This window comes from Pseudomonas palmensis (assembly GCF_017848315.1).
Classification (GTDB): Bacteria; Pseudomonadota; Gammaproteobacteria; order Pseudomonadales; family Pseudomonadaceae; genus Aquipseudomonas; species Aquipseudomonas palmensis.
The window spans coordinates 24,095-35,824 of the sequence record NZ_JAFKEC010000023.1 but is presented as its reverse complement, the minus strand read 5'-3'; the positions used below and the strand labels follow the sequence as shown (position 1 = coordinate 35,824).

The following is an 11,730-nucleotide window of genomic DNA, read 5'->3' as shown; positions in this document are numbered from 1 at the left end:
GTGTACGCAACGGTGTGTCGATCGAAAGGCAGGGCGTGCGTGGCGCACTGCGTACAGACAACAACACGGCGCATCCCTGCGCCACTTCACATCAGAAACTGTACTTGGCCGTGAGCATCATGTTGCGCGGTGCGCCGTAGGTGTCGCCGCCATAGCTGGTCGAGTTGGAGATGGACGAGTAGTACTTGCGGTCGAACACGTTGTTGGCGTTGAGCTGCAGGTCCAGGTTGCGGGTCAGCCGGTAGCCGGCCATCAGGTCGGTGACGGCGTAGCCACCCTGTTCCAGGCGATAGCTGCCACCGTTGGCCAGCGCCACGTCGTTGTACAGGCGGCTCTGCCACGACACGTTGCCACCCACGCGCAGTTTCTCCAGCGGGCCCTGGAAGCGGTAGGTGGTGGTCAGCTTGAACAGGTGCTCGGGCGTGTCGGTGTCAAAGCGCTGGTTGACGTTCTGCGGGTTGGCGGCGTCCTTGAGGGTGTGCACGCGGGCATAGGTGTAGCCACCGCCCACCTGCCAGTTCTCGGTCAGCGCACCCTGCAGCTCGAAGTCGATACCCTGGCTGCGGATCTCGCCCGAGGCCTCGTAGCATTCGGTCTGCGGGCAGTTCGGCACGAACACCTGCACTGCACGGTTTTCCTGGTCGATGCGAAACAGCGCCAGGCTGGCGTTGAGCGCACCCTCGAAGTACTCGCCCTTGATGCCCACCTCGTAGTTCTTGCCCACGATCGGCTTGACCGGGGTGCCGGAGGTGCCCTTGCTGCTCTGCGGGGTGAAGATGTCGCTGTAGCTGACGTAGACCGAGTAATGCTCGTCCAGGTCATAGATCAGCCCGGCATAGCGGGTGACGTTGCGGGTGACCTTGTAGTCGCCGTCGCCATCGCGGTTGTCGTAGTCATACCAGTCCAGGCGCCCGCCCAGGATCAGCTTGAGCGGGTCGGCCAGGCTCAGGCGGGTGGTCAGGTACACGCCGTCCTGGGTGGTCACTTCGCGGCTGTTGCCGGTGTGGGTGAAGTTCGGCTTGCCGGCATCGATCGGCCAGTTGGGGTCGTAGGGGGCATAGTTGTGGGTGGTCATGTCGTAGATGCGCTTGCTGGCACCCACCACCAGTTCATGGGTGCGCCCCAGCGCCTCGAAGGGCCCGCTGACAAAGGCATCCACGCCGGCCTGGTTTTCATCGTGCGCCGACTGGTACACGGTGCGTGCCAGCGTGTTGTTGACCCAGCGCGACTGGTACGAGCCGGAGAACAGCGCGTTCTGCTCGGAATAGTTGGCGTTGACCTGCAGCTTCCAGTCGTTGGCCAGGCGCTGGCGTACCTCGGCAAAGACGGTATTGATCTCCTGGTCCTTGTTCTCCCAGGGGGTACCCGGGTTGTACGAGCGCGGCAGGTTCAGGTGATGGCCGTCCAGGCCGACCATCGAGGCGCCCCAGAAGTAGTTGGTCTTGTCCTTCTGGTTGGAGAAGCCGAGGGTCAGGGTGGTGTCGTCGCTCAGGTCCGCCTCGGTGATGGCGTAGAACAGGCCGTGGGTCTCGTCCACGCCATCGACGAAGCTGTTGCTGTCGCGGTAGGACGTCACCACCCGACCGCGCAGGGTGCCGCTGTCGTTGAGCGGGCTGGAGGCATCGACCTCGCCGCGGTAGTCGTCCCAGCTGCCGGCCGCACCGGTGAGGGTGACCTTCTGTTCGGCCAGCGGGCGCTTGCGCACCAGGTTGATGGCAGCCGAAGGGTTGCCCGCACCGGTCACCAGCCCGGTGGCGCCGCGCACCACCTCCACCCGGTCGAACATCGCCAGGTTCGGCTGGGCGCCCACAGTCCAGCCCTGGTAGCCACTGGGGATGCCGTCGTACATCAGGTTGTCGATATCGAAACCGCGCGCCGAATACGTCTGCCGGCCAGGGCCGCTGGAGAAGTCGAGGAACAGCCCCGGGGTGGCCTTGACCACGTCGTTGATGCTGGTCATGGCCTGGTCGTCCATGCGCTGGCGGGTAATCACGGTAACGGCCTGGGGCGTTTCGCGCAGGGTCAGCGGCAGCTTGGTCGCGGTCGACATGGCGCCGGTGGTGTATGACTGGGTGCCTTCGGTGGTACTGCCCAGTTGAGTGTTGACGATTTCGGTGGCGCCCAGCTCCAGGGTCGCAGCCTTGGCTGGCTGCGGTGTCGCAGAGCTGTCATCGGCCAGGGCGGGGGTCAGGGTGGCCATGCAGATGGCCATGGCCAACAGATTGCGGGGCAGGCCGGAGCAATGCGGCGGGGTAGGGCGCGACATGAAAGATTCCAGTGGCAGTGATAAATATAATACATATGAGAATCGTTACCAAATGATGTGTCAAGGTGTGTCGCAATAAATAGCGGCGTTCTGGCCGATGCCGCGTCCTCTGCTAGGTTTCTGATCATCGCCTTTTGTCACCCCACCCTCAGGCATTCGGGCAAGGAAGCAGCCGGTACGAAGAACAGGCCAACCAGCCCTTCGAAAAGGGCTTCCCGACCGAAGCGACGGCGCGCTGTCTCATCGACGAGCTGGTGTTCCAGCGCGACGTACAGTCGTATCTGTGGGCGTGAGTGGGCCTGGGACAACGTTACCTAGGGCTCTTCTTCTGAAGAGCCCTAGGTCGATTTCAAATACCGATATAACGTCTGGCGACTGATATCGAAATCACGCGCCAGCCGGGATTTACTTTCTCCCGCGCGGGCGCGCTCAATTAAACTTACAACCTGATTGTCGGACAGTTTCTTCTTTCGACCTCGGTAGGAACCCCGATTTCTTGCAGTTGCAATACCGGCGGCCTGTTTTTCGCGCAGTGCCGCGCGCTCGAACTCTGCAAGCAACTCCATGGCCGCGACGATGGGGCCCGCAACTTCACGGCCGTCATCTCGGAATGTCAGGTTTTCATCCACAAACTTGAGTGTGACCTGTTTTTCGATCAAGCGGCGAATGAAGTTGCACAACTGCTCGGTATTGGCTGAAAGCGAGGCCATGCTATCCACGATCACGGTATCCCCGCACTGCAGGTAACGCAGCAGCTTTTCAAAGCCTGCGCGGTGGGTGGCCGTGTCTGCAGGGGCATCGTAAAACACCGCGTCGAAGGCATCGGGGCTGGCTGGGCTGGGTACGCTGGCGTCTGGTTTCGGTGAGGCGAGCCGGCAATATCTGATGCGATGCAATCTCATGGTGCCTCCTTGGCAATACTTGTACGGCGTAGTTTTATAACTGTACAACCTGTAACTAAATTAAAAATCCTTACACGTAACTGTCACGCTGAACCCACCCAAAATACACAGTTGCAAAGACTTTTACTTGCCTTATCATTTTGAAGCTTGAAAGGATCTTAACAAGCTTCACGCAAACAGTCGATTTGCGTTTATATAATGCGCGCATGCATTCACCTACCCGTTGTATAGCCCGAACAATTGACGCGGCCGGTTTGTCCTGGCGGGGGATTGTCCGACACAAACAGAGGATGAGGTATGAAAGTCTTGGAGGCAGCAATGGAACTTGAACGCCCCACTACCGATCAGCAAAAGATTGATCATGTTACCCGGCGTATTACCGAACATGGTAATTACCTGCGCCAGCGCTATCCGATCCTGCAACATCAGAATGCGCTGGGCGCAAGTGTCATGGCGGTGTCCCTGATCGGCATGGTGGTGAGTGGGGGGCTCTACCTGCAGGGGTCCATTCCTGCCTGGGGCTGCATTCTGATAAACGCGCTGCTGACCTCGTTCATTCATGAAATAGAACACGATCTGATTCATCGTCTTTATTTCAGAAAACAGCCGCTGGCGCACAATGCCATGATGTTTTTATGCTGGTTGGCTCGGCCGGGAATGCCCAGCCCCTGGTTAAGGCGAAGTTTGCACTTTCATCACCATAAGGAATCGGGCACCGAGACGGATGTGGAAGCCTGGATCACCACCAGTGGCAGCCCCTGGGGTGTACTGCGGTTGTTGAAACTGGTGGACGGGTTCATCTTCGGTTTTCTCAATGCGGTATTTGCCCCAGGCTGGCGGGAGAAAGTCCGCTTGCTGGTCAAGATCGTCCGGCTCAATACACCCTTTGGGCTGTTGTACTGGGGTTGCTGGTATGTGTTTCTCGGCTACCACCTGTATGCCTGGCTTGGCGCGGTCAGCGGGCACGAGGTGCACAGTTCCGCGACCACCCTGGCGGTAATGGATGTGGTCAACAGTGTGGTCGTGATTCTGGTCGCGCCCAACCTGATCCGGCAGTTCTGCCTGTTTTTCATCAGTTCGAACATGCACTATTACGGTGATGTGGCACCGCGCAATGCGCTGCAGCAAACTCAGGTCATGAACGCTTGGTGGCTATGGCCGTTTCAATCGTTCTGCTTCAACTTCGGCAGCACCCACAGTATTCACCACTTCGTTGTCAGGGACCCGTTCTACCTGCGCCAGATGACCGCGCCTTATGCGCATCAAGTCATGGCCGAGGCCGGTGTTCGGTTCAATGACTTCGGCACCTATAAACGCGCGAATCGTTATTCCCTGGCACACACGCACACGCGCTCGCGTGGATGAATGCTCCATCAACCTGTGTGTTGGATGGGGCGCCCCAGGGGGCGCAGTCGATAGTCAGGTTCACGAGCCAACAGTAATGCGTTCGGGTCTGTCAGGCGCCGAGACAATCATTGTCGCCTGGCAGGTCTGCTACGCAGCAACGTCGCTCGGTTACAGGGCAACACTTCAACGACGAGGAAGACGAGGCATGAAAGCGCAAGGGATATGTGCCCAGCCCTTCGAGGCGGTCCGGCAGGCCTTCGAAGCGATGTTCGATGATCCGCAGGAGCGGGGTGCCGGGCTCTGTGTGCAGGTGGACGGGGAGCGGGTCGTCGACCTGTGGGCCGGTGTGGCGGACCAGGAGGGCGGCAGGCCCTGGACGCACGACACGCTGGCCAACACCTTCTGTGTTGTAAAACCCTATGTGGCAGTGGCCATCCTGATGCTGGTCGAGGCGGGCCGGCTGGAACTGGATGCGCCGGTGGCCCGCTACTGGCCCGAGTTCGCCCGCAACGGCAAGGCCAGGGTCAGTGTGCGTCAGGTGATGAACCACACCGCCGGCCTGCCGGCGCTGCGGGGCCCCGACCATAACCCGATGATGTATGACTGGGAGCACATGGTGCGGGTGCTGGAAGACGAGCCGCTGTGGTGGGAACCGGGCACCGACCTGGGCTACGGCACCACCACCTTTGGCTGGATTCTGGGCGAGCTGATTCGTCGGGTGGACGGGCGCGACCCCTGCGCCTTCATCCATGAACAGATGCTGGACCCCCACGGCCTGGACGTGCACCTTGGCGTGGACGAGACGCAGTTTCACCGTATCGCTCGCTTCGACAGTGCCTCCGGGCGCGTTGGCGACCCCTACTCGCAAGCGCTGCGCACGGTGGTGAAGAGCGAGCCCTCGCATATCGCCACATTCGCCTTCACCAACCCCGGCATGGTGCCCAGGCGCACCAGTGACCCGCGCTGGTGGGCCTATCGGCAACCCGGGGTGTGTGGCCATGCCACCGCTCACGGCCTGGCCGGTTTCTACAGTGCGCTGCTGGCGGGCCACTTCATCGGCCCTGAACTGCTCGACGAATTCACCCGAGAGCACAGTCATGGCATGGATCGGGTTTGGATGCGGCCGATGCGCTACGGGCTGGGCTGCATGCTGGAGCAGCAGGTCGACCCGGAGGCTTCCCACGCCATGGGCCCGAACACCTTCGGCCATATCGGGCTTGGCGGCCCGATCAGCTTTGCCGACCCCGAGCGGCGCGTGAGTTTCGGTTTCGTCACCACGACCTCGGGCGGCCACAGCATGATCGATCCGCGCCCCGGCCGGCTGTCAGCCCTTGTCTATGCGGCGCTTTGAGCAAGGCCAGCGCGCAGCGGCGGCTGGGCGCGGGTGGCGTCGCTCACCTCGAGCCAGCAGGGATGTCCCGCGGCTGATCCACATCCCTGAGGACGCCCGCATCCTCCACCGGCACCTGGACGCAGGCGTCGTGCGCGCCGCGCACGATGTCCTTGCCGCCCTGATCGCCCTGCAGGCATGCGAGGGCCGGCCAGAACTGTCGACCGAAGATCACCGGATGCCCACGCACCCCGTGATGTAGCGGCAGCACGATCTGCCGGGCGTTGCACAGGGCCTTCAACTGCTTGAGCGTCTGCCCCTGCACCCAGGGCATATCGCCCAGCAACACCGCCACGGCCGGGGCCTGTGACTGTTCCAGCGCACGCACCCCGGCTGCCAGGCTGCTGCCCATGCCCTGGTCGGCCTGCTCGGCCCACAGAACCCGTACCCGCCCGTCAATTGCCAGGGTCGCGGGATCGTCCCCGGGCCTGAGCACCACCCGGACGTCGTCGAACGCCTCCAGTGCCCGTGCCAGCGTGGCTGCCAGCAGCGTTTGCCCCGACGCCAGCCGTGCCAGGCGTTTGTCGCTGCCAAAGCGCCTGGCACGGCCTGCAGCCAGCACCAGGGCGATGCAGTCACCCTGGGTGCGCACAACACGATGCCTGAGTCAGTGGCGGGTGCTCCACCTGGGGCTGGGTCGGCCCCGCGCCGACAGCGCCGGGCAGGGGCACGCCGTTCTTCACCGCCAGCACCTCGGCCATCACGCTCACCGCAATCTCCCCTGGGGTCTTGCTGGCGATGTAGAGCCCGATGGGCCCATGCAGGCGCCGCAGCGATTCCGGCGTCTGGCCAAAATGCCCGATCAAGCGCTGGCGGCGGCTCTCGCTGTTGCGCCGCGAGCCAATCGCCCCGATGTACATCGCCGGCCCGCGCAGCGCTTCGATCAGCGCCAGGTCATCCAGCCTGGGGTCATGGCTCAGGGCAATCACGCAGGTGCGAACATCCACCGTAAACGCGCGCACCACGTCGTCCGGCATGCCCATCAGCTTCTCTACTCCGGCGACCGTCCACACGTCCATGTGCTCGGGCCGCGGATCACACACCGACACCTTGAACCCGTTGAACAGCGCCATCACCGCCACGTACTCGGCCAGCACACCGGCGCCGATCAGCAGCATCCGGTAAGCCGGCCCCAGCGGGTTGCTCATGCGCTGCCCATCGAAGCTGAACGGTGCATGGGGCTGGTCGGCCTGCACCGTCACCTCGCCCGAGGCCAGGTCAAGCTCGCGGCGCATCAGTACTCCCTCATCAAGCAGCGCCAGCAATCGGCCCAGCGCCTGCGCGCAGGGTGCGAACTCCAGCACCAGTTCCAGGGTGCCGCCACATGGCAGGCCGAACCGGTGCGCCTCGTCCGCACTCACGCCGTAGCGCACCACCTGGGGCGCGCCGCCTGGCATCCCCGGCCCGCCATGGAGGCTGCTGTACCGGTCAATCAGGTCGTCCTCGATGCACCCGCCCGACACACTGCCCACCGCGCGCCCGTCCTGCCTGAGCACCATCATCGAGCCCACCGGTCGCGGCGACGAGCCCCAGGTGCGCACCACGGTGGCCAGCAGGCAGCGCTCGCCGCCGGCAAGCCACTCCCGGGCAGTTCGCAGCACCAGCAGGTCAATGCTTTCCATGGGGTGTCCTCGACAGGCGTTGCAATGGCATGGGGGCTTCCTGGTGGTGATGCTCAACGCATCTGCAAGATGATCGGGTTGCTGCTGGCCGGCCCGGTGTGCTCGCGCAGCTTGCCCACCGCCTTGGCCTCTACCGCGCCACCGTGATTGCCCCAGGTGCTGCGCACAAAACTCAGCACCTCGGCAATTTCCCGGTCCGACAGCTGTTCGCGAAATGCCGGCATGCGGTAGGCGTCCGGCACGCCCGCGGCGACGATGCGCTGCGAGCCGTTCAGGGTGATGTTGATGGCCGATGCGTCCTCCCTGGCCAGCGCCGAGGTGGCGCCGGCCAGGGGTGGCATCCACTCGGCCTGGCCGCGCCCGTCCAGGCCATGGCAGGTCGCGCAGCGGCTCACGTAGGTATGCGCGCCGGGTGCCGAGGATGCGGCCGACAGCTCGCTCGCCTGGTACTGCCATGCCGGCCCGTCGCGGCTGGGGTCGCCGGGCAGCGACTTGAGGTAGTGCGCGATCGCGCCCAGGTCTTCGTCGCTCATGAACTGCGTGGAGTTGTTGAACGCCTCGGTCATCGAGCCGTACACCACCGCGTGCCGGTTGCGCCCGTGCTTGAGGAAGCTGACGATATCCGCCTCGTTCCAGCGCCCGAGCCCGGTGTTGGGGTCGTTGCGCAGGCTCGGCGCATACCAGCCATCCAGCAGCCCGCCGGCCAGGTACGTCTTGCTGGCCTCGCTCAGGCCCTTCTCGTTGAAGGCCAGGCCGCGCGGCGTATGGCAACTGCCGCAGTGGCCCGGCCCCTGCACGATGTAGGCGCCGCGGTTCCACTGCGCATCCTGGTCCGGCTTGGCCGGGTAGGGCGCGGGGTCGGTGAACAGGCCGTTCCACAGCGCAATCGGCCAGCGCAGGTTCAGTGGCCAGGGGATTTCGCTGGGCTTGTTGGCCTGCGCCGCCGGGCTCACCCCGTGCATGAAGAAGGCATACAGCGCGCGGATATCGTCGTCACTGAGCTTGGCGTACGAGGGGTAGGGCATGGCCGGGTACAGCCGGCGACCGTCCGGGGTCACCCCATGGCGTACGGCGCGGTCGAAGTCGGCCAGGCTGTAGGCGCCGATGCCGGTGGCGCGGTCGGCGGTGATGTTGGTGGCGTAGATCGCGCCCAGCGGGGTGGCCATCTTCAGCCCGCCGGTAAACGGCGCCGCCTCTGGCAGGCTGTGGCAGGCCACGCAGTCGCCCAGCCGCGCCACGTACTCGCCGCGTTGCACCAGGGCCGGGTCTGGCGGTGCGGCACTGGCCTGGGCAGCGAAGGGCGACGCTGGTGTGCGGGTCACGTACCAGGCCAGCACGGCTGCGATGACGAGGCACAGCAGCGCGAAACAGCCCAGCGTTGTTGCGAGTCGACTCTTGGTCATGTGCGCGATGTCCCTGATCGAGGCCTAGCTGAAGGTGTAGCGCGACAGCGGCATGCTGCGGATGCGCTGGCCGGTCAGGTGCGCCACCGCATTGGCCACCGCCGGGGCCACCGCCGGCAATGGCGGCTCGCCGATACCGCCCATCTTCGCGCCGCTCTCGACGATGCGTACATGTACCCGCGCCATGCGCTGCGCCGACAGGATCGGGTACAGGTCATAGTTGCGCGCGCGCGGCTGGCCGTTCACGTACACCGCTTCCTCCACCAGTGCCTGCGACAGCCCCAGCGACACCGCGCCATTGACCTGCGCCTCGATGATCGCCGGATTGACGATGCTGCCGGGGTCGATGGCCTCCCAGATATCGTGCACCTTCACCTGGCCCTGCTCGATGGACACCTCGGCGATCACCGCTGCCTCCGAACCGAACGGCGAGGCCATGGCCACACCCCGAGCGCGCCGCGAGCCATCCTCGGCGGTGAACGGGCCACGCTTCCAGCCACCGGACAGATCGCCCACCGCCTGCAGCAGGTTGGTCAGGCGCTGGTTGTCGCGCAGCAGGTGCAGGCGCAGTTCGAAGGGGTCCTGCTTGCCCTTGTCGGCCAGCTCATCGAGGAACGCCTCATAGAAGAAGTCATTCAGCGAGTTGCCCACCGAACGCCAGTAACCGAGCATCGCCGGGCCTTTCACATAGACCTGGGCAATACGTTTGCTGGGGATGGCGTAGGCCTTGCCCGACAGCCCTTCGAGTGCCGTGGGGTCGATTTTCTCGCCCTGCTTGCCGGCGATGGCTTCGGTGGGGCCTTCGGTGGCGCTGACTGCCTCGATGGCCACCGGCAGGCCCTGGGCGTCGAGTGCGGCGCGGAACTTGACCACGGCCATGGGGCGCAGCGCGTCACGCAGAAACTCCTCTTCGCGGCTCCAGATCAGCTTGACCGGGCGCCCGACTGCCTTGGCCAGCAGGATCGCCTGAGGGTAGGGGTTGGCGCTGTCGTACAGGAAGTGGCGGCCGAAAAAGCCGCCCAGCAGCGGCGAGTGCAGGGTGATCTGTGACGGGTCCAGGCCGGTGCGCTTGGCCATGTCGGCGCGGAACATGTCGGGCGCCTGGTTGGGCAGCCACACCTCCAGCGTGCCGTCGGGGTTGAAGCGCGCCAGGGCCGAAGGCGGCTCCAGCTGCGCATGGTTGAGGAACTGGTTGTGGTAGGTGGCCTCCACCTGGGTGGCGGCGTCGGCAAAGGCTTTGCCGAAGTCGCCTTCATTCTCCTCGTCGCGGGCCGGGCCGGTGGCCGCGGCCAACTGGTCGCGAAAGGCGTCACTGGAAAAGTCCGCAGGCATCTGGCGCACCTTCGCGTCGGCCGATGCCTCCAGCCACTGCACCTGTACGGCCTCCACCGCGCGCTTGGCGTGCCACCAGCGCTCGGCCACCACGGCCACCGCACCGGGCAGCCGATGCACCGAATGCACGCCCTTCATGGCTTTCACCTGCGCCTCGTTGCGCAGCTCGCCCACGCGCATGCCCAGGCGCGGTGCATGCTGCACCGCGGCATGCAGCATGCCGTCGACCTTCACGTCGATGCTGTACACGGCCTTGCCGGTGGACTTGTCATAGGCGTCCACCCGTTGCACCGGCTTGCCGATCCAGCGGAACTGGCTGGGGTCGCGCAGCGTCACGCTGGCAGGGTCTGGCACGGGCAGGTCCATGGCCTGGGCTGCCAGTTCGCCATAGCCCAGCGTGCGCCCCGACGCGGCGTGTATCACCCGGCCGGGCTCGGTGCTCAGGTCGCCCACCGGCACGCCCAGGCGCTCGGCAGCGGCCTGCAGCAGCATGGCGCGGGCCAGGGCGCCGAGGCGGCGCATGGTCGGGTAGCTGGTGCGCACCGACATGCTGCCGCCGGTGATACGCATGCCGTTGTCCATCACCACGTACTGCTCGCCGGGCGGTGCGCTGTCGATCAAAAAGGTGGCGGGGTCGGCATCGAGCTCTTCGCCCACGATCTGCGCCATGGCCGTGAAGATGCCCTGGCCGCCCTCCATGAACGGGCTGAGCAGGCGGATGCGGCCGTCCGGGCGGATCTCCAGGAAGGCCGGCACCTGAGTGCCGGGCGCCGCTGCGTTGCCCGTGGCGGCCTGCACACGGCTCAGGCCCAGGGGCAGGCCGAAGCCCAGCACCAGTGCGCCCACTGCCGTGCCGGCGCTTGCCAGCAGAAAGCTGCGGCGCGAGATATTGACCGGCTCGCCCACAGGGAAGGGCTGGGCCACGCCGGTAACGCGCAGGCTGTCGTTCATCAGGCGTTCTCCTGCGCGGCGGCCACGTCGTGCACGGCGGCATGGATGGCGTTGTAGGTGCCGCAACGGCACAGGTTGACCATTGCGGCAGCAATCTGGGCATCGCTCGGGTGCGGGGTGTGCTTGAGCAGGGCGGTGGCCGCCATCACCTGGCCCGACTGGCAGTAACCGCACTGGGCCACCTGGTGCTTGACCCAGGCGCTGACCACGCGCTTGCCCACGGCGTCGGCCTCCACGGCTTCGATGGTGGTGATTTCGCGCCCCACCACGCCGGCCACCGGGGTCACGCAGGCACGCACCACGGCGCCGTCCACCAGCACCGAGCAGGCGCCGCACTGGGCCAGGCCGCAGCCGTACTTGGTACCGGTCAGGCCCAGGTCATCGCGGATTACCCACAGCAGGGGCGTGTCCGCGTCAGCATCGACCTCGTAGGTCGTCTGGTTGATTCGCAGTTGCATGGCTCACCCGTCATCAGTCGGTCAGGTCTTGATTTCTTATGGGCGTGGCCGTGCGCAAG

At 64.9% G+C, this 11,730-nt stretch carries 9 protein-coding genes; 2 read left to right on the top strand and 7 right to left on the bottom strand.

The window, feature by feature from the left end; genetic code table 11:
- Positions 1-91 precede the first annotated feature (91 nt).
- Both JZZ72_RS14205 and JZZ72_RS14200 read right to left on the bottom strand, forming a co-directional pair.
- Complete coding sequence (locus JZZ72_RS14205; RefSeq protein ID WP_210014621.1) at positions 92-2,266, bottom strand: TonB-dependent siderophore receptor; 2,175 nt, start codon at positions 2,264-2,266, stop codon at positions 92-94.
- Positions 2,267-2,604: 338 nt separating this feature from the next.
- Complete coding sequence (locus tag JZZ72_RS14200) at positions 2,605-3,168, bottom strand: recombinase family protein (protein ID WP_043862978.1); 564 nt, start codon at positions 3,166-3,168, stop codon at positions 2,605-2,607.
- A 297-nt stretch (positions 3,169-3,465) separates the two neighbouring features.
- On the opposite strand from JZZ72_RS14200, the gene JZZ72_RS14195 reads away from it, so the two are divergent.
- Both JZZ72_RS14195 and JZZ72_RS14190 read left to right on the top strand, forming a co-directional pair.
- Positions 3,466-4,533 (top strand): fatty acid desaturase, encoded by a 1,068-nt coding sequence (locus tag JZZ72_RS14195; RefSeq protein ID WP_058541120.1) that lies wholly within the window; start codon positions 3,466-3,468, stop codon positions 4,531-4,533.
- A 187-nt stretch (positions 4,534-4,720) separates the two neighbouring features.
- Positions 4,721-5,866, top strand: coding sequence for a serine hydrolase domain-containing protein (locus tag JZZ72_RS14190; protein ID WP_058541119.1), 1,146 nt, complete (start codon positions 4,721-4,723; stop codon positions 5,864-5,866).
- A gap of 43 nt (positions 5,867-5,909) precedes the next feature.
- Here JZZ72_RS14190 and JZZ72_RS14185 read toward each other — a convergent pair whose 3' ends face one another.
- From JZZ72_RS14185 to JZZ72_RS14165, 5 genes are read right to left on the bottom strand one after another with little or no spacing between them, the layout of a single operon-like run.
- Positions 5,910-6,497: a nucleotidyltransferase family protein gene (locus JZZ72_RS14185; RefSeq protein ID WP_328825161.1), complete on the bottom strand. Its 588-nt coding sequence runs from the start codon at positions 6,495-6,497 to the stop codon at positions 5,910-5,912.
- Positions 6,481-7,527 (bottom strand): XdhC family protein, encoded by a 1,047-nt coding sequence (locus JZZ72_RS14180; protein WP_210014620.1) that lies wholly within the window; start codon positions 7,525-7,527, stop codon positions 6,481-6,483. Before JZZ72_RS14180 ends, JZZ72_RS14185 begins: the two co-directional genes overlap by 17 nt.
- A gap of 53 nt (positions 7,528-7,580) precedes the next feature.
- Positions 7,581-8,930: a c-type cytochrome gene (locus JZZ72_RS14175; protein ID WP_210014619.1), complete on the bottom strand. Its 1,350-nt coding sequence runs from the start codon at positions 8,928-8,930 to the stop codon at positions 7,581-7,583.
- A 24-nt stretch (positions 8,931-8,954) separates the two neighbouring features.
- Positions 8,955-11,213, bottom strand: a complete 2,259-nt coding sequence (locus JZZ72_RS14170) for a xanthine dehydrogenase family protein molybdopterin-binding subunit (protein WP_078480179.1) — start codon at positions 11,211-11,213, stop codon at positions 8,955-8,957.
- Positions 11,213-11,671: a (2Fe-2S)-binding protein gene (locus tag JZZ72_RS14165; RefSeq protein ID WP_043862972.1), complete on the bottom strand. Its 459-nt coding sequence runs from the start codon at positions 11,669-11,671 to the stop codon at positions 11,213-11,215. The genes JZZ72_RS14170 and JZZ72_RS14165 overlap by 1 nt, the downstream gene beginning before the upstream one ends.
- Positions 11,672-11,730: the final 59 nt, after the last annotated feature.